The sequence below is a fragment of the Sphingomonas sp. genome, assembly GCF_042095875.1.
Classification (GTDB): domain Bacteria; phylum Pseudomonadota; class Alphaproteobacteria; order Sphingomonadales; family Sphingomonadaceae; genus Sphingomonas.
Window position 1 is genome coordinate 1 of sequence record NZ_JBELMJ010000023.1, and the last position, 17,670, is coordinate 17,670.

The following is a 17,670-nucleotide window of genomic DNA, read 5'->3' on the forward strand; positions in this document are numbered from 1 at the left end:
GGCGTTCGAGGGGGCAGTTGTCGTAATCATGTTGGATGCTGCCGCGACAGGAAAGCGGAGCCGGTTGAAGCGCCGCCTGCGGATCAGGCTCTACGCCGCAATCCTGCTGGTCGATGCGGCGGCGGTGTCGCTGGGGTTCTGGCTCGCGCGCTATCTTCAGCCCGATATGTGGCACGATGCGCGCGTCCTGGGGCTGTTCATCGCCACCTTCACGCTGTTTCTGCTGCTGGAGATCCGCAACCTGCGGCCCCGGACGCTGGAGCACTGGTTGCGTGGCACGGGGGCGAGCCTGACCTCGCTGATGGCGGCATTGCTGCTCGCGGTGTTCGTGTCCTTCTGCCTCAACCGGGCGGCCTACGTGCCGCGGCTGTTCGCGGGCGGGTCGCTGGTGCTGTCCGCCGTCCTGTTGATCGTGTTCCGCGCGATCCTGGGCCAGATCGGGGAGCGGATGCTGCGCGGGTCGGCGGTGTCGCGGCTGGTGGTGCTCGACGGACTGGCGATCGACCTGCCGCACAATGTCGCGACGATCGACGCGCAGCGGATCGACCCCGGAACGGGCGCGCCGCACCCGTATTTCCTCGACCGGCTGGCGCAAGCGTTGAAGGGCGTCGACGAGGCGTTCGTCGCCTGCTTGCCCGAGCGACGCGCCTTCTGGTCGGTGACGATGAAGGGCAGCGCGGTGCGCACCGAATTGCTGGTCCCCGAGCTCGATCAGTTCGGCGCGATCGGCAACAAGCATTTCGCCGGGATCGCCACCGTGCTCGTCTCGACCGGCGCGCTGCCGGCGCGCGAGCGGGTGATGAAGCGCATGCTCGACCTCGCCATCGTGGTGCCGGCGATCGTGTTCCTGGCGCCCCTGCTGCTCGCGGTGTTCATCGCGGTGAGGCTCGACAGCCCGGGCTCGGCCTTCTTCGTCCAGCCGCGCGTCGGCTACGGCAACCGGCTGTTCCCGATGTTCAAGTTCCGCAGCATGCGAACCGAGCTGTCGGATACCGCGGGCGCGCAATCCACCTCGCGCGACGACAAGCGCGTGACCCGCGTCGGCCGCCTGATCCGCGCCACCAGCATCGACGAGCTGCCGCAATTGTTCAACATCCTGCGCGGCGACATGAGCTTCGTCGGCCCGCGCCCGCACGCGCTGGGGTCGCTGGCGGGTGATCGGTTGTTCTGGGAGGTCGATCCGCGCTACCACCATCGCCACGCCTGCAAGCCGGGGCTCACCGGACTCGCGCAGGTGCGCGGTTTCCGCGGCGCGACGCACCGGACCGAGGATTTGACCAACCGGCTCGACGCCGACCTGGAATACATTAACGACTGGAGCGTGGTGCGCGACCTGCAGATCCTGGTCGCGACGTTCAAGGTACTGGTACACCGCAACGCCTTCTAGGATGTCGCGCGTTCACGGCGCGACGGCGAGTTCCAGCGCGCGGCGTGGCCAGCGCCGCTTGCTCCACGCGATCGTCGGCTGCTCGATGCGGGCGTAGACCAGCGCCGCGGCGGCGAAGGTACCGCTGAGCGTCAGGCCGAGATAAAGGATCGCGCCCGCGACTCCGTCGGGCGGGACGAGCCGAGCCACCACGCGCGCGACGGGGATGTGGAAGAGATAGACCGAGTAGCTGGTCGCACCCACGCGGAGCAGCGGGGCCGGCATCGCGACGCTGCTGCGATGCAAAACAGCGAAGGTCGTCGCGGCGGCCGTGGCGGCGAGCAGCACGCCCGCCGGTGTCGAGCGGGTGAAGGCGTGGTCCGGCTGCCTCGCCAGAATCGGCATGATCGAGAGCGCGGCGAGCGTCAGCACGATGACGTACCCCTTGGTCGCGCGGTCCGGATACTCGGCGGCGATCCGCATCAGCGTGCCCGCGAACAGGAACGACAGATGCGCGCCGAGATAGGCGATCGGTACGTCGATGCCGCAGCGACGCAGCCACACGCCCGCGAGCGGCAGCGCGACGCAGAACAGGCCGAGCGCGAACACCGCGCCCGCGCGCCGCAGCAGCCCGGCGGCGAACAGCGCGGCGCAGAGCGCGTAGAAGACGAGTTCGACGAACAGCGACCAGTAGACGCCCGACAAGGGCGGCTGGCCGAGCAGCGACGGGGCCATGGTGAGATTGGCCGCGACCTGCGCGCCGGTGGTGGCGGAACCGGCCGTCAGGACCATCGCCGCGACCGATAGCCAGAATGCGGGATAGAGCCGCGCGGCCCGCGTCACGACGAAGCGTCGCAGCGCGTGCCCACCGCGCAGGCTGAACGGGACCACGTAGCCGCTGATGAGGAAGAACAGGATCACGCCGTAGCGCCCTAGATCGAAGCGGTTGACGGTGACGCCCGTCAGCCAGGCGCTGACGCTCGGCGCGGTGCCAGGATTGCCGACGATCGGCTGAACGCCGTGCTGCACGAGGACGCACAGCGCGGCGAGCCCGCGCAGCGCGTCGATCGAGGCGATACGATGTCCTGCCACACGTCCCCCATCCGCCGGCCGCGACGAGGTGTGACATGCGCGGCGGGCGACATCAACCGCGCGCGCGATCGACGCTGTCCTACACGAAAGCGGCGACATACCCGGAACATACCGTGAACAGATTGGAGGTATGCGATGGATGACGTGCAGGTAGAGGCGCCGGGCGGTTTCGTGCCGCAGATCGCGCTGACGTTCGGCGCGCGCGACGGCGCGGCGGTGGCGGTCGACCGCGCGAACCCGCTGCCGACGCGCGCGGTCACCGCGGCGGCCGCGTCGGTGCCGCTGGCGGGATCGAGCGCGGAGAGCGGCAGCATCGGCCCGTTCGTGCCGGATCTGGCGCGCGCGATCGTCGTGACCCTGTCGGGCGAGTGGAGCGGCAGTGTCACGGTACTGAGGTCGAGCGACAACGGCGCGACGCGCCATCCGCTGACCTTCATCGACGGATCGCCGAAGGGCACGTGGAGCGGCAACGTCAACGCGGCGATCGGCGAGGAGAGCGTGGCGGGCGCGACCTACTACCTCCAGTTCGCGCGCACCGCGGGCACGCTCACCTACCGCGTGGAGCAGTGACGATGGCGGATCACGAAGCGCAGGGGCTCGCGCTCGGCGCGCGCGCGGTCGCCGAGGCGCGGCACGAGGGCTATTTCCCGATCGCCTGCCGCACGGGGGCGGCGTTCGGGCGCGCGGTGGCGTCGAACAATCCGGGCGTGTCGCGGATGCGGCACATCCTGCCGTACGGCGCGCTCGACGTCGTGCCGGTCTATGCCGGATGGACGCTGCAACCGGGCGAGATCTCGACGGCGGCGCTCGCGGGCATCCACTTAGGGATTGAGCCGACCTGGGGTGCGCAGACGATGTGGGGCGCCACCGGCAACGGCGCCGCCGTGGTCCGCCGCGTGAGCGCGAATGGCAATTTGTCGCCCAGCGTCCCCGCCGATCACCTGCTGCTCCCAGAACCGGTCGCGGTCAACCGCCACGCCGGCGAGGCGATCGGCACGCGCATCTGGGTGCCGAGCGGGTCGGGCTACGCCGCCGGGCGATCGGTGCTCGCCGGCCACGATTATTGCTACATCGGGGTCAACGCGACCGATTGGGCGTGGGGCGGGACGATGCCGAGCGCGAGCCCGCTCGCCTCGGCGATCCAGCCGATCGCGATCTTGGGGCGCGCGCCCGACCGGCGGCGGCACCCGGCGGTGGCGATCGTCGGCGACTCGATCAGCTACGGCAACGTCAGCATGAGCGGCGGCGCGGCCGGCTGGGACAATGACGCCGACGGCAATTCGGGCTGGATCGAGCGCGCGCTCGCCAGCCGCGTCGCGTGGAGCAACTTGTCGGCGCCGGGCGACCGGCTGGATTACCTGACCAACGCGAACGGCGGGGCGGGGGCGCGCCGGATCGGGCGGACGGGCGCGCTGCGGCGACTGGGCTACACGCACGTGATCCATGCGCTGGCGGGCACCAACGACGCGTTCGCGGGACTGACGCTGGCGCAGATCCAGGACCGCTGGCTCAACTGGACCGACGAGCTGGTCGGCATGGGGCACCGCGTTTGGGCGGTGACCCCGCTGCCGCACACGTCGTCGAGCGACAATTGGGTGACGCTCGCCAACCAGAACGTGACCGCCGCGGGCGCGGTGCTGGTGCAGATGGCGGACTGGATCCGCGCCAACGCGCAGCGCTACGGGTGCGCGCGGGTGATCGACCTGGCGGGGCTGGTCGACAATGGACAGGGCAAGTGGCGCGTCGACGTGTCCGCGCAACTGGGCGCGCCCCCGACCTACGACGGGGTGCACCCGGCAAGCCTGATGACTCAGTGGATCGCGAGCCAGGGGCTGCTCGCGCCGGTCATGCTGTAAAGGCTTACAGTTCGCCGCCGATTACGTGTTTTGCGTAGTCTGCCCCCGGCCCGGTCGATACAATCGGGTCAGGGGACAGGCGGGGGCTTGTTTGAAGGAAGCACGGGGCGAGGAGCATGCTGCGCGCTCGGCGCATCGCCGCGGCGACATCGAGGGGCTGCGCGCGGTCGCGGTGTTCGGCGTGCTGTTGTTCCACCTGGGCGGCTGGGGGTGTTCGCGGCGGCTTCGCCGGTGTCGACGTGTTCCTCGTCATCTCGGGCTATCTGATCACCGGTAACCTGCTGCGCGCGCGGGCAGCGGGCACGTTCGCGTTCGGCGACTTCTACGCGCGCCGGATCGTGCGCCTCGTGCCGGTGTTGCTGGTCGTGCTGGCGACGACGCTCGGCTACGCGGTGACCGCGCTGCTGCCGGTCGAGATCAGGCGCGTGGGCGAGAGCGCCGCCGCCGCCGCCGCGTCGGTGTCCAACATCTACTTTCACGCGACCACCGACTATTTCGCCGCCGCTGGCGAGGCGCAGCCGCTGCTCCACAGCTGGTCGCTCGGCGTGGAGGAGCAATTTTACCTCGGCTATCCGCTGCTGCTGCTGTGGCTGGCGCGTGGGCACCGCTCAGCGCGCCCGACGCTGCTCGCGATCGGCGTGGCGTCCTTCGCGCTCGGCATTGTACAGGCTTTCCACCAGCAGTCCGCCAGCTTCTACCTCTTGCCGGCGCGCACGTGGGAGCTGGCGCTGGGCGCGTGGCTCGCGGCGGGACGGGTGCGGTGGCGTCCGACGCGGTGGCGCGCCTGGGCGAGTGCGGCGGGCGTCGCGATGATCCTGCTCGCGTTGGTGGCGCTCAAGCCCGACCTGCCGTTCCCCGCGCCGTTCGCGCTGCTGCCGTGCGCCGGGACCGCACTGGTGCTCGCCTACGGCACCGGAACCCGGACGGGCGTGCTGCTCGCCGCGCGGCCGCTGCGCTGGCTCGGGGCGATCTCCTACTCGGTCTATCTGTGGCACTGGCCCGTCATTACCTTCTACCGCTTGCGATTCGGCACCACGCTGACCGTTGCGGAGGCGGCGATGCTGCTCGCAGCGTCGTTGGCGCTCGGCGCGCTGTCCTTCCTCCTGCTCGAGCGGCCGGCGATGCGGCGCTGGCGCACGACAGCGCCGGCGCGCGTCGTCGCGGGCGCAGCCGCTGCGACCGCGATCACCGTGGCGCTCGGGCTCGGCGCGGCGAACATGGCGGAGCGGCTGCACCCTGACCGCCCTGACGTCGCCGCGATCGCGTCCTTCGTCAATTACGATCGCAGCGCGGATGGGCGCGCGCAGTTCCGCCGCGGCACCTGCTTCGCCACCGACGATGCGCCAGGCTTCGATTGGGCGCGCTGCCTCGCCAGGCGGCGCGGCCGCCCCGTGCTGCTAGTGGTCGGCGACAGCTACGCCGCACAATATTGGCGCGCATTGGCCGAGCACTTCCCGCACGCGGACGTGCTGCAGGCGAGCGCCGCGGGCTGCCGTCCGCTGGTGGGGGCAGGCGGGACGCCGCGGTGCACCGCGCTGATGCGGCGCGTGTTCGCGGATTTGATCGCCACCGGCCAGGTTAACGCGGTGGTACTCGCCGGACGCTGGTTGGCGAAGGAGGATACGGCGCTGGCGCGCACGATCGCCTTCGCGCGCGCACACGGGGTCGCGGTGACGGTGATCGGGCCTGCGGTCGAATATGACGGCAGCTTTCCCCTGCTGCTCGCGCGCGGCGTGGCGCAGAACGATGCGCGCGCGGTGGATCGCTTCCGATTGGCGGGCGGTGTGCGGGAGCGGGCGGTTGGGGCGATCGCGCGCGGGGCGGGGGCCGGCTATCATTCGATCGTCGCGCGCGAGTGTCCGCGCGGGCGCTGCTGGCGGCTCGCCGCGCCGGGCGTGCCGGTGCATTTCGACAACGGCCACGTGACGCAGGCGGCGGCACGCTATCTAATGCGCGATCTCGCATGGCCACGGTAGCGGGCAAGAGCCGGGTGGTGCCCGCGCGGCTGCGTGCGCGCCCCGCACCATGGGCGCCTAGCACGATGCTGGTCGCGGTGTTGTACGTGTCCGCGATCGGATTGCAGCCGCTACAGGATCGCGGCGCGGCCTTCGCGCAGTACGCCGTCGTCGACCAGCGGCTGTACATGCCGCTCTATCTCGCCCTGGCGCTGGTCGCCGTTGCGACGTGGTGGCTGCGCCCGGCCTATCCGGCGCGATTGTTCGATCCGTGGCTCGTCGCCTTCCTGTGCTGGTCCGGGTTCACCGTCCTGGTATCGCCGGTGCCGGCAAAGGCGCTGCTCGGCTGGGGCAAGCAGGTCGCGTATTTCCTCGGGGTCGCCGCGCTGGTGGTGACGTGTCGCACGCAGCGCCGCCTGGTGCACGTGCTCGGCTGGACATTGCTCGCCTTCGTCGTCGCCGACGTCGCGGCGGTGCTGCTGCGCCCCGACGTGGCCATCCATCACGCCAGTGACGCGGTCGAGCCGACGCTCGCCGGCCTGTGGCGCGGGCTCCACCCGCACAAGGCGAAGTTCGGCGAACTGCTCGCCTTCGCGGTGCTGCTCCTGCCGGCGATCGCGCGCGGCCGGTGGAGATGGCTGCGGGTGCTGGCACTGCCGCTGGTTGCGCTGATGCTGCTGGCGGGCGCGAAGACGTCGCTGCTGGCGCTCGCCTCGTCGCTACTGCTGCTGGCGGGGTTGCGGGTGGCGGCGCGCTACGCGCCCGGCACGCTGGTGACCATCGTGGCCGCGCCGCTGATCGTCCTGCTCGCGGTTGCCGGCGGGCTGCTGCTGCCGATCCTGCTGGTCGACGTCTTCGGCGACGCAACGCTGGCGGGGCGCACGCATTTGTGGGACGTGCTGTGGCGCTACGCCGGCGCGCACGCGCTGTTCGGCAGCGGCTACGCTTCCTTCTTCCTGGGCGAGGATGGGCCGCTGTTCCGCACCGGGGACCCGATGCTGATGCGGATGGGCAATGCGCACAATTCCTTTCTCGACCTGCTGGTCACCACCGGCTGGCCGGGGGCGGTGCTGGGGCATGTCGCGCTGCTGCTGGCGCCGGTCGCCGCAGCCTATCGCCGGCTGCCGCACGATCGCTTCGCGCGATTATGGGTGTCGGTGATCCTGTTCGGCGGCATCAGCAGCCTGACCAGCGTGACCTTGCTGCAGAATGAGCGCGCGTCCGGGTTGCTGCTGACGATCGCCTATCTCGCGCTGCGCCAGTTTCTGCCCGGCGGCTACGCGGTGCCGCCGATCGGCGCGCGCTGGCGACGCCACCATCACGCGGCTGCCGGGGCGTGAGCGGCCGCGTGAGCGTATCTGCGGTCATCACCGCCTATCGCCGCGCGGACGTGGTGCGTTACGCGATCGCCTCCGCGCTGGCGCAGGATCATCCGGTGCTGGAGGTGATCGTCGTCGACGACGCCTCCGGCGACGATACGGTCGACGCGGTGCTGAGCGTGCGTGACCCGCGCGTCCGGCTGGTGCGCCTCCCTGAGAACGTCGGGCCGTCGGGTGCGATGAACGCCGGCATCGCGGCGGCGCGCGGGCGATTGGTCGCGCTGCTCGACAGCGACGATCGGTGGTTGCCGCACAAATTGTCGCGCCAGGTCGCGGCGTGGCAGGCGCATCCGTTGCGTGACAGGTTGCTGGTCGCGTCGCGCGTGCTCGACGTGGCGGACGGGCAGGTCGTCGGCGTTCGACCTCAGGCAATCATCGCCGCGGGCGAGGACGTGGCCGATTACCTGTTCGTGCGCGACGGGCTGCTCCAGACCAGTACCATGCTGCTGCCGCGCGCGCTGGCGTCGCGGATCGGGTTCGACGCCGCGACCAGGCGGCACAGCGATCCCGGCTTCGTGCTGCGGCTGGCAAGCGCGGGGGCGTGCTTTCTCCAGCTGGAGGAGCCGCTCACCTGCTGGTGCGACGTGCGCGGTGTCGCGCGCGTCAGCGAGGCGGCATCGCTCGATCAGTCGCTGGCGTGGTTGCGGCGCTACGCCAGGTGGATGAGTCCGCGCGCGCGCGTCGCCTTTCGCTACCGCAACCACATCCGCATTCTGCGGCGGCGCGCACCGCTCGCCGCTGTGTGGCTGACGCTGCGCGCTGCACTCGCCGGGGTGCTCGGCCGGCGCGAGGTCGCGCGCGCGTGGCGACGGGTGCGCGGGTGATCGCGGCGGGTTTTCCGTTCGGCGGATACCGCCTCCTCGCCACGCCGCTGCCACGTCGGCTGGCGCAGGCGGGGGCGGCGACGTTGCTCAACAGCGGCTGCAACTTCGTGCTGGGATTGCTGCTGGTGCGCCACCTCGCGCCGCGCGTGTTCGGTGCCTGCGCGATGCTGACCACGCTGCAGGGGTTCGCGGGCGTGCTGCTGACCGCGCTCGTCACGCAACAGATGGGGCATGTCCTGCCGCGGCTGCGACACCCGGCGCGGCAGCGCGCGAGCGCCCGCGTCTTCGCCAGCGTCGCGTGGTGGTGCGTCGCCGCTTTCGTGCCCGTGACCGCGGTGACGCTGCTGGCGCTCGACTTGCCCGCCGGCGTCGTCGCGGCGGGCAGCGCGTTCGTCGCGGCGACGGGCCTGCGCAGCCACGCGCGCTCCTACCTGTACGCGCTTCGGCAACCGCGAACGGTACTCGCACAGGATGCGGTGTTCGTTGCGCTGACGGCGGGCGGGATCGCCTCGGTCGGCGTCACGGCCGGGCTGGTCGAGGTGCTGATCGTTCTGACGCTAGCGAACCTGGTCGCGATCATGGGGTCGCCGGCCGTTCGGTCGCTTCGTACCGGTCGCCATCGCGTTCGGCGGCACGTCGCGGCCTACCGCCGCCACGCGGCGCGCGCGGGCTGGTCGCTCGTCACCATCGCCCTGTCCACCGCGTCGGCGCTGTCGCCCAATCTCGCGCTGGCGAGCACCGGGTCGCTCGCCGCGCTCGCGGTCGTCGCCGCACCCGCGGCGCTGCTGGCGCCGCTGCGGCTGATGGCGCTGACGTTCCAGGCGTCGCTGCGCGCCGAGTTCGCCGCGCTGATCCATGCCGGTCGGCGGCGCGCGGTGCGCGGGATGTACGTCGCGTCGACGGCGCTGGCGCTGCTCGCGTGCCTGCTGCTGGGGGCGGCGCTGTGGCACGGCTGGGCGTGGCTCGTGCCGCGCGTCTTCGCGCAGGGGTATGACGCGCAAGCGATCGGGCACGCGACGGCGCTCGCGTTCGCGGTCGTCGCCGTGAACGTCGTGCGCCTGCCCGGCGCGGTGTTGCTGAACGTCATGGGCGTGTTCCGCTTCTCCGCGGCGACGCTGATGGTCGTGGTGCCGGGGGTGCTCGCGCTGGCGTGCTGGCTCGCGCACGGCGGGCACGTGGCGGCGGTGCTCTACCCCGCGGTGGCCGGTGAGCTGATCGTGCTGATCGCCGAATTGACGATGCTGTGGCGGCGCGTGCGCTGATGCCGCGGTTGCTCAACATCAACACCTATCATTACCGCCGCGGCGGCGCCGACGCGGTCTATCTCGACCACGGCGCCATGTTCGCGCGGGCGGGTTGGGAGAGCGGTTGGTTCGCGATGCACCACCCGCGAAACGAGAAAACGCCTTGGTCGCGCTTCTTCGTCGACGAGATCGAACTGGGCCACGATTACCCGGCGTGGCGCAAGCTCGCGATCGCCAAGCAGGTGATCCATTCGCGCAGCCACGCGCGCGCGCTGCACCGTCTGCTCGACGCCTTTCCCGCCGATATCGCGCACGTCCATAACATTCGCCATCACATCGGCGCCAATATCCTCGCCGAGTTGAAGCGGCGCGGAATACCGGTCGTGCTGACGGTGCACGATCTGAAACTGCTGTGTCCCGCCTATCGGATGCACGACGGCACCGGCGTGTGCGAGGCGTGCAAGCCGCACGCGGTGTTCCATTGCGCGACGCGGCGCTGCATGCACGGATCATTGCCGCTGTCGGCGCTGATCAGCGTCGAGTCAGCGGTGCATCGCCTGACCCGCGCATACCGCCGTCACGTAGACCGCATCGTCTGCCCCAGCCGCTTCTACCTGGAGAAGCACGTCGAATGGGGCTGGCCGCGCGCGCAACTCGTTCACATCCCCAACGACGTGGCGCTAGTGCCGCCCGCGTCGGTCGCGCCGCCGGGTGATTACTTCTGCTATTTCGGGCGGCTGTCGTTCGAGAAGGGGCTGGCGACACTGGTGCGCGCGGCGGCGATCGCGCGCGTGCCGCTGCATCTAGTGGGCGAGGGTCCGCAGGAGGCCGCGCTGCGTGCCCTGGCGGCGGAAACGGGGGCGAACGTGACGTTCCACGGCCACCGCGCCGGCGACGCATTGTTCGACGTGGTGCGCGGTGCGCGGGCGTGCGTGCTGCCGTCGGAATGGTATGAGAACGCGCCCAAGTCCGTGCTGGAAGCCTTCAACCACGCGCGCCCGGTGATCGGTGCGGCGATCGGGGGCATCACCGAGCTGATCGAGCATGGCCGTACCGGCTGGCTGTTCGCGAGCGGCGACGTGGGCGCGCTCGCCGCGCAACTCCGCGCGGTGCGCGACGCGGACGATCCGGTCGTCGCGCAGGTCGGTGCGCGCGCCGCCGCGTTCGTGCGAGAAACGTTCAGCACCGAGCGCTACCTGCGCGAGATGACCGCGCTCTACGCCGAGCTGGGTGTCGTCGCCGCCGACGAAAGAGCGCAATATGCTCGCATTTGTAAGTAAATGCAGTAGTCAGGCACGACGCCAACTTGACCGATCACGTGGCGTATCAATAGATTGTTTACCAGGGAAACGGGGGTTTGATGCGGATTTACGTCGCTGGCTGCGGAGGCATGCTCGGGGAAGCCGTGCACAGAACTTTCGCTGAGCGGCATCAGGTCGCTTGCAGCGACGTGGATCTCAACGCCGATTGGCTCAGTCACTGCGATTTTCGTGATTTCGCGCAGTACAAGCGCGCGGTGGAGGCGTTCGCGCCCGACGTGCTGATTCATTTGGGCGCGCACACCGACCTCGAATATTGCGAGCGCGAGCCCGACGACGCGTACCGGACCAACACCCTGTCGGTCGAGCACGCCGCCACGCTCGCCAACGCGCATGGAGTGCCGCTGGTGTATATCTCCACCGCAGGCATCTTCGACGGCGAGAAATTGCTGTACGACGATTGGGACCAGCCCAACCCGCTCGGTGTCTACGCGCGCAGCAAGTACATGGGCGAATTGCACGTCCAGCGCAGCGTCGCCAAGCACTTCATCTTTCGCGCCGGGTGGATGATGGGCGGTGGCCCGGCGAAGGACAAGAAGTTCGTCGCCAAGATCATGAAGCAATTGGGGGCGGGCGCGCGCGAACTGAAGGTGGTCGACGACAAGCTCGGCACCCCGACCTACACGATCGACTTCGCGCGCAACATCGAGCGGATGCTCGGCACCGAATATTACGGGCTCTACAATCAGGTATGCGGCGGCGAGACCGGGCGGCTGGAGGTCGCGCGCGAACTCGTCCGCTTGCTGGGACTGCAGGAGCGGGTCAGCGTGACGCCGGTCGGTTCGGATTATTTCGCCGCCGATTACTTCGCACCGCGTCCGCCGTGCGAGCGGTTGGTCAATCACAAGCTCGCGTTGCGCGGGATGGATCACATGCGTGACTGGCGCGTGTCGCTGCACGAATATCTGCGTGACTATTGGTCCGATCCGATCGCGGAAATCGAGGGAGCGACGCTCGCGCCCATGCCATGACACGTGAGCCGCCACCCGACCAAGCGCACCGCGCGGTCGCGGTGGTGGCCCCGACATGGCACGCGCGTGTTCGCGAACGTCTCGCGACAACGACCGACGCGCCGAGAAGCGAGCGACCGGCCCCTCCGGCGCGCGCTTATCGCTGGTTCCACCGTCGCTTCGCAGCCGCTTCGATCGCGCGCCCATCGATCACGGACCAAAACATACGACACAGACCGGCGCGGGTCAGCGATCCTCCACTCGGGCAGACGATCCGCGATAAGGCGCTGCGAAGCCGCCTTGAACGCGGCGGAGCGCCACCGGGCGGCACCGAACACGATCCGACAATCATCGACGATCCATCGACGGCCACTGCTTCGAAGCTGCGGATCGCATCGTTCGGCTTTCGCTACCTGCCGCCCCGCGCGGGCTGCGCCGGTGCTGACAAGTTCGTCGTCGAGCTTCTGCCACGGCTCGTCGCGCGCGGGCACGAAGTTGTCGCCTACAATCGCGTCGGCTTCCGCGAGGGGGTTGGCGCGTCGACCGACTTCCGCGGCGTGAAACGCCGGGCCATTCGCACCTTCCGTAAATCGGGGCTGGAGGCGCTATGGCACGGTGGCTGTGTAACCTTCGACATCATCCGCCACAATCGCGCCGACGTCATTCACATCCAGAACGGAGGCAACACGCCGTTCGGCGCGATCCTTCGGCTGTTCGGCAAGCGCACCGTGCTGACCGAGGACGGCAAGGAGTGGGAGCGCGGCAAATGGTCACCGCTCGCGCGGGCTTACCTGCGCGCGATGACGTGGCTCAGCGCGCGGGTTCACAGCGAAGTGGTGTTCGATAACATCTTCGCGAAAGCCGAGGCCGAGGCGCGCGCCGCGCGGCAGTTTGCGCTGATCCATTACGGTGCCGAGGTCGACTATCAGCCTGACGCGGAAGCGGAGGCGGCGCTGCTCCAGCGGCTCGGACTGACGTCGGGCGACTATCTCCTGTTCGTCGGTCGGTTCATTCCCGACAAGGGGCTGCATCACCTCATTGCCGCCTTCGAGGCGCTGGAAACGGGCAAGAAGCTGGTGCTTGTCGGCGGCGCGCCCGCAAGCAGCGCTTATGCCGCCGCGATCCACGCCAGTCGCGACCCGCGGCTGGTGCTGCCCGGTTTCCTGTACGGCGCGGACGTGCACGCGTTGATGCGGCATTGTTTCGTCTACGTGCAGCCCTCCGACCTGGAAGGGTTGTCGCCGGTGCTCCTCGAGGCGGCGTTTCTGGGCGCACCGGTGATCTGCTCCGACATCTCCATGAACCGCTACGCGCTGGGGGCGCATGGCATCTACTTCGCCGCCGCCGACGCCGCCGACCTGCGCGCGCGATTGGCCGGCGCGCTCGACGACCCCGGCCGGTTGCGCGCCAGCGGCGTCGCGCAGCAGCGGCACGTGGCCGGCACTTACTCGTGGGAGCGGGTGACCGACGACTATCTCCGCGTCTTCGGCGGCATCGGATTGGGCGGGGAACGAGGGGAGGGGGCACGACATGCGGGTGGCGGTGGTCGGGTTGGGGAAAATGGGGCTCGCGCACTTGGCGCAGATCAGGATGGTCGAGGGCGTGGAGGTGGTCGCGGTATGTGACAGCGCCGCGTTCGTGCTCGGATTGCTGCGAAGCCAGACCGGCCTGCACGTTTGCTCCGATTTTCGGGCGATGCTCGATCGGGTCGCGCTCGACGCGGTGGTGATCGTGACGCCGTCCAGATCGCATGTCGCGATGGCGAAGGCGGCGCTCGAGCGCGGGCTGCACGTCTTCTGCGAGAAGCCGCTGACCCTGTCGCCGCAGGACAGCGCGACGCTGTGCGAGATCGCCGAAGCGCGCGGTCTGGTCAACCAGGTCGGCTATCACCATCGCTTCATGAGCACGTTCCGCGAGGTCAAGCGATTGCTGGACGCGGGGGCGATCGGCGAGGTGAGCCACGCGTGCGCCGAGGCGTACGGACCGGTGGTGCTGCGTTCCGCGGGTGCGACGTGGCGCGCGCACCGGGAGGAAGGCGGTGGGTGCCTTTACGATTACGCCGCGCACCCGATCAACCTGCTAACCTGGTACATGGGCCGCGCCACCGGCGTCGGCGGCACCGCGCTCAACCGCATCTTCTCAGCCAATACCGAGGACGAGGTGCACGCCACCCTGTTCTTCGATCGCGCCAGCGCGCGTGTCACGGTCAACTGGAGCGACGAGTCGCAGCGCAAGATGTGCACCAAGGTGACGATCTGGGGATCGACCGGACGCATTTACGCCGACCGCCAGGAAATGCAGCTGTTCGCCCGCAACGGCGCGCGGTTGCCGCCCGGATATCACGCTGGCTGGAACACCCGCTACACCACCGACCTGACCGCGCCGGTCGGCTTCTACGTTCGCGGCGAGGAATATGCCGCGCAGTTCGAGCATTTCGTCGCCGCGATCTGCGGGGCGCGTGTGCCGGCGGAGAACGACTTCGCCTCCGCGGCCGAGACCGACCGCGTGCTGGCGATGCTGCTGGCCGACGCGCAGCAACCGCGCAGCACCGCGACGCCGGCGAAGCGTCGCCTGCTGACGATCTTCGGGCGCTAGCGATGGATCGGATGATCTTCGGCGACAACCAGTTCTTCGGCATCAACCATATGTCGGAGGAGAAGGCGCGCGCGCAGGCGATCCGGTTCCAGGCCGACGAAGCTGTCAGCGACGTGCTCGAAGCCGCGTTGGAGGAGGGCGTGCGCGGGTTCACCTGCACGACGCACGATCGCGTCGCGCGCATCTGCGACCACGTGCGCGCCCGGCCCGAGCGATTTCGCGACTTCAACTTCTACCCGGCCATGCCCTACGCGCACAAATACGCCAATGCGGTCACTGAGGACGGGATGATCGGCGCGCTGTCGCGCTTCATGCCGCACGGCGAAGGTGGCGCCAACGGCGTCGCCCGACTGATGCGGGGCGGCCTGTCGCTCGCGCGCGGCGACGTGGAAGGGATCGCGACCTTCCTGGTCGATGCCGAGATGAAGATGTTCGCCGGCCTGCGGACGCCGGTCATCTTCCTGCAGAACGTGCTGGTCGACCTGCTCTTGGGTCTGGGCGCACACGACGCATTTCGCATGTTCGACACGCACGTGCGGACGAAATACGGCGCGGAGCCGGGCTACATGACCATGAACATGCCGCGCCTGCTGCCTGTGCTGGCTCGTCTGGGCATAGACAATCCAATCATATGCACGGCGATCAACAAGCGCGGCTTCCGCATGTCCGGCGGCATGGATGCCTATGAGCGCGCGCTGCGCGAGTATCGCTTCCGCTGCGTGGCGATGTCGGTGCTCGCGTCCGGCGCGATCCCGGCGGACGAGGCGATCGACTGGATGTGCCGCCAGCCCAACATACACAGCATCGTGTTCGGGGCGTCGAGCCGCGCCAACATCCGCGCGACGCGCGACCTGGTCGCGCGGCATTGGACGCTCGACCCGGTCGAGGTTCTCGCTCACGGGTGAACTCCCTCTTTGAAGGTGGGCGGTGTTGCGCAATCGTTCCAACGGGACTGGGCGCGCTGGTTCGGCTGCGCTAGGCAGGGATGTTGGCCGTGATAGGTGCGTAGCGAGAAGGACGTGGCGACGTGGGGGCAAGGGCGTCCGGTGATTATCTGGTGCTCGCGGTCGCGTCGGGTGGGGGACATTGGGAGGAGCTGATGCTGCTCAAATCGGCGTTCGCCCCGTTTCGCACCGTCTTCGCGACCACCAACGAGGAATTGGCGGTACGCGACGCGATCGCTGACGTCCGCGTCCTGCCCGATTCGCACCGCGACGTGCCGCTGCGCGCCCTGTCGTCCTTCTGGCATTGCGTGCGGCTGGTTTTGCGATTGCGCCCGAATATGGTGGTGACGACCGGCGCGCTGCCGGGTCTGTTCTGCCTGATCGCGGCCAAGCTGGTCGGCGCGCGAACTGTGTGGATCGACAGCATCGCGGCGTCGGACAAGCCCTCGCTCAGCGGCAAATGCGCCCGGCCCTTCGCCGACTTGCGCCTGACACAATGGAGTCATCTGGCGGGCGTGGACGGCTTTCGCTTCGAGGGCGCGCTGCTGTGATCCTGTTGACCGTCGGCACGCAACTGCCGTTCGACCGCTTCGTACGACTGGTCGACGAGCTCGCGCCGACGCTGTCGATGCCGGTGCTGGCACAGATCGGCAGCGGGCGCTTCCATCCCGCGAACATGGAATGGCGCGACTTCATCGGGCCGGTCGATTTCGAGGCGTTGGTGCGCGACTGCGCCTTCATCGTCTCGCACGCCGGGATCGGCACCGTGGTGATGGCGCGGCGTCACGCCAAGCCGCTGGTGCTGTTCCCGCGGCTGGGCGCGCTCGACGAACATCGCAACGATCATCAGGTCGCGACGTTGCGCGCGTTGGAGGGCCGGCGCGGCATCTATACCGCGCGCGACGGCGACGAGCTCGCCCGTCACCTGCACGCGCCGCTCGAGACGCCGGACGAGGACCGTGCGAGCCCCGAGCGGGATCGGCTGCGCGACACGATCGCCGATTTCATGACCGTGCAGCGGGCGCACTGGCTGGGCGCGCGAGCGCGAAGTCAGCTGCGGTGAGCGAGGCAGTTCCGCGCGAACCCACGCGCGTGCTGATGATCGGCGGCTCGGCGCACCATCCCGGTGGCCTGGAATCCTATTGCGCGCGGGCGATGGAGGCGGTGGCGCGCAGCGGGCGGACGATCGCGCTCACCTGGCTGGAGAGCGGCACCGCTTATCTGTCGCCCCGCCACCTGCCCGGCATCGCGCGCGTGATCGCCGCGATGCGCCGGAAGCGTCGCGACGGGTTCGCGGTGGCGTGGGTGCAGGCGAGCAACCTGACCGAACTGGCGCTGGCCGAGGTCGCGCAGCGGCTCGGCTACCAGGTGATCGTGACACCGCATTTCGGCGCCGCGAGCCGCATGGAAACGCACGGCCTCGCCCGCGCGGTCGCGGCGCGGTTGCTCGCGCGGGCGGACCGCGTCGCGCTGTTGTTCGCCAGCCAGGCGGAGGAGATCTGCGTGCCGCGCACGGCAGAGCATGCAGTCGTGGGCACGTTCCTGCCGGACGCGAGCCTCGCCGGACCGCCGATCGATCGGGCGCCGCCCGACCATGTGCGACTGCTCCACGCCGGACGTTTCTCCGAAGGCAAGGGCACGTTCCGCATGGTGGCTTTTTGTGCCGCGCTGCGTGCGCGTGGCGTTCCGTTCTCGGCGCGCATCATCGGGCGCGGCGATGCGGCAACGAGCGCGCGCCTCCACGCCGCTGTCGCGGCGGCCGATCTCGGCGCGGTGATCGCGATCGAGGATTGGCGCGACGAGGCGGGGCTGATCGCCGCGCTGCGTGAGGCCGATGTGCTGGTGCACCTGTCGACGCTCGACAGCTTTCCGCTCATCGTGCTGGAGGCGATGGCGTGCGACACCTACCCAATCGTGTTCGACATGGCGGGAGCAGGTGACATGGTGGCGCGCTTCGGCGGATTGTCGCTGCCGCGCGACGCCGAGATCGAGCCGGTGGCGGCGCGGCTCGGCGCGATCCCGACCGCCGTGCTGCGTGCGCGCGCACGCGTGATCGGTGCCGGCGTGCGAGCGGCGTATGATTGGCCGGTGATCGTCGGCGGGTTGGAGCGAATCGTCGTGGACGTGGCCTCCCGCTGATCGATCC

General features: G+C 69.6%; 16 protein-coding genes. 15 read left to right on the top strand and 1 reads right to left on the bottom strand.

The annotated features are described in order from the left end of the window. On the top strand, nt 1–1,387 hold a 1,387-nt coding region (locus ACFDS6_RS09630), incomplete at its 5' end, for a sugar transferase (RefSeq protein ID WP_375271943.1). 12 nt (nt 1,388–1,399) lie between these two features. Here ACFDS6_RS09630 and ACFDS6_RS09635 read toward each other — a convergent pair. After that, nucleotides 1,400–2,458, bottom strand: coding sequence for an acyltransferase family protein (locus ACFDS6_RS09635; protein ID WP_375271944.1), 1,059 nt, complete (start codon nt 2,456–2,458; stop codon nt 1,400–1,402). Between the two features lie 135 nt (nt 2,459–2,593). Between ACFDS6_RS09635 and ACFDS6_RS09640 the strand changes: the two genes are divergently transcribed. From ACFDS6_RS09640 to ACFDS6_RS09705, 14 genes are all read left to right on the top strand, one after another. After that, entirely contained in the window at nt 2,594–3,028 is a 435-nt protein-coding gene (locus ACFDS6_RS09640) for a hypothetical protein (protein WP_375271945.1), read from the top strand. Between the two features lie 2 nt (nt 3,029–3,030). Next, nucleotides 3,031–4,314: an SGNH/GDSL hydrolase family protein gene (locus ACFDS6_RS09645; protein WP_375271946.1), complete on the top strand. Its 1,284-nt coding sequence runs from the start codon at nt 3,031–3,033 to the stop codon at nt 4,312–4,314. A gap of 116 nt (nt 4,315–4,430) precedes the next feature. After that, on the top strand, nt 4,431–6,290 hold the full coding sequence (locus ACFDS6_RS09650) for an acyltransferase family protein (protein WP_375271947.1): 1,860 nt from the start codon (nt 4,431–4,433) through the stop codon (nt 6,288–6,290). Further along, nucleotides 6,278–7,609, top strand: a complete 1,332-nt coding sequence (locus ACFDS6_RS09655) for an O-antigen ligase family protein (RefSeq protein ID WP_375271948.1) — start codon at nt 6,278–6,280, stop codon at nt 7,607–7,609. Before ACFDS6_RS09650 ends, ACFDS6_RS09655 begins: the two co-directional genes overlap by 13 nt. A gap of 8 nt (nt 7,610–7,617) precedes the next feature. Then, on the top strand, nt 7,618–8,472 hold the full coding sequence (locus ACFDS6_RS09660) for a glycosyltransferase family 2 protein (RefSeq protein WP_375271949.1): 855 nt from the start codon (nt 7,618–7,620) through the stop codon (nt 8,470–8,472). Further along, nucleotides 8,451–9,734 (top strand): hypothetical protein, encoded by a 1,284-nt coding sequence (locus ACFDS6_RS09665; RefSeq protein WP_375271950.1) that lies wholly within the window; start codon nt 8,451–8,453, stop codon nt 9,732–9,734. The genes ACFDS6_RS09660 and ACFDS6_RS09665 overlap by 22 nt, the downstream gene beginning before the upstream one ends. Continuing rightward, nucleotides 9,734–10,996: a glycosyltransferase gene (locus tag ACFDS6_RS09670; protein WP_375271951.1), complete on the top strand. Its 1,263-nt coding sequence runs from the start codon at nt 9,734–9,736 to the stop codon at nt 10,994–10,996. Before ACFDS6_RS09665 ends, ACFDS6_RS09670 begins: the two co-directional genes overlap by 1 nt. Before the next feature lie 80 nt (nt 10,997–11,076). Continuing rightward, nucleotides 11,077–12,006, top strand: a complete 930-nt coding sequence (locus tag ACFDS6_RS09675; protein WP_375271952.1) for an SDR family oxidoreductase — start codon at nt 11,077–11,079, stop codon at nt 12,004–12,006. Further along, on the top strand, nt 11,952–13,610 hold the full coding sequence (locus ACFDS6_RS09680) for a glycosyltransferase family 4 protein (RefSeq protein ID WP_375271953.1): 1,659 nt from the start codon (nt 11,952–11,954) through the stop codon (nt 13,608–13,610). The genes ACFDS6_RS09675 and ACFDS6_RS09680 overlap by 55 nt, the downstream gene beginning before the upstream one ends. Continuing rightward, nucleotides 13,561–14,580 carry a Gfo/Idh/MocA family protein gene (locus ACFDS6_RS09685; RefSeq protein ID WP_375271954.1) on the top strand — a complete coding sequence of 340 codons (1,020 nt, stop codon included), beginning with the start codon at nt 13,561–13,563 and terminating at the stop codon, nt 14,578–14,580. The genes ACFDS6_RS09680 and ACFDS6_RS09685 overlap by 50 nt, the downstream gene beginning before the upstream one ends. 2 nt (nt 14,581–14,582) lie before the next feature. Beyond that, a complete protein-coding gene (locus ACFDS6_RS09690) occupies nt 14,583–15,485 on the top strand; it encodes a hypothetical protein (protein ID WP_375271955.1) in 903 nt (300 codons plus the stop codon). 122 nt (nt 15,486–15,607) lie between these two features. Continuing rightward, nucleotides 15,608–16,075, top strand: coding sequence for a glucuronosyltransferase (locus ACFDS6_RS09695; protein ID WP_375271956.1), 468 nt, complete (start codon nt 15,608–15,610; stop codon nt 16,073–16,075). After that, nucleotides 16,072–16,587, top strand: coding sequence for a glycosyltransferase (locus tag ACFDS6_RS09700; RefSeq protein ID WP_375271957.1), 516 nt, complete (start codon nt 16,072–16,074; stop codon nt 16,585–16,587). Before ACFDS6_RS09695 ends, ACFDS6_RS09700 begins: the two co-directional genes overlap by 4 nt. After that, nucleotides 16,584–17,663 (top strand): glycosyltransferase family 4 protein, encoded by a 1,080-nt coding sequence (locus ACFDS6_RS09705; RefSeq protein ID WP_375271958.1) that lies wholly within the window; start codon nt 16,584–16,586, stop codon nt 17,661–17,663. Before ACFDS6_RS09700 ends, ACFDS6_RS09705 begins: the two co-directional genes overlap by 4 nt. The last annotated feature ends 7 nt before the right edge of the window (nt 17,664–17,670 follow it).

Excerpts from the sequence above, each read along its gene's own strand:
- ACFDS6_RS09640 (WP_375271945.1), top strand. The coding sequence starts at position 2,594 with ATGGATGACGTGCAGGTAGAGGCGCCGGGCGGTTTCGTGCCGCAGATC.
- ACFDS6_RS09650 (WP_375271947.1), top strand. The coding sequence starts at position 4,431 with ATGCTGCGCGCTCGGCGCATCGCCGCGGCGACATCGAGGGGCTGCGCG.
- ACFDS6_RS09675 (WP_375271952.1), top strand. The coding sequence starts at position 11,077 with ATGCGGATTTACGTCGCTGGCTGCGGAGGCATGCTCGGGGAAGCCGTG.
- ACFDS6_RS09670 (WP_375271951.1), top strand. The coding sequence starts at position 9,734 with ATGCCGCGGTTGCTCAACATCAACACCTATCATTACCGCCGCGGCGGC.
- ACFDS6_RS09645 (WP_375271946.1), top strand. The coding sequence starts at position 3,031 with ATGGCGGATCACGAAGCGCAGGGGCTCGCGCTCGGCGCGCGCGCGGTC.
- ACFDS6_RS09690 (WP_375271955.1), top strand. The coding sequence starts at position 14,583 with ATGGATCGGATGATCTTCGGCGACAACCAGTTCTTCGGCATCAACCAT.
- ACFDS6_RS09655 (WP_375271948.1), top strand. The coding sequence starts at position 6,278 with ATGGCCACGGTAGCGGGCAAGAGCCGGGTGGTGCCCGCGCGGCTGCGT.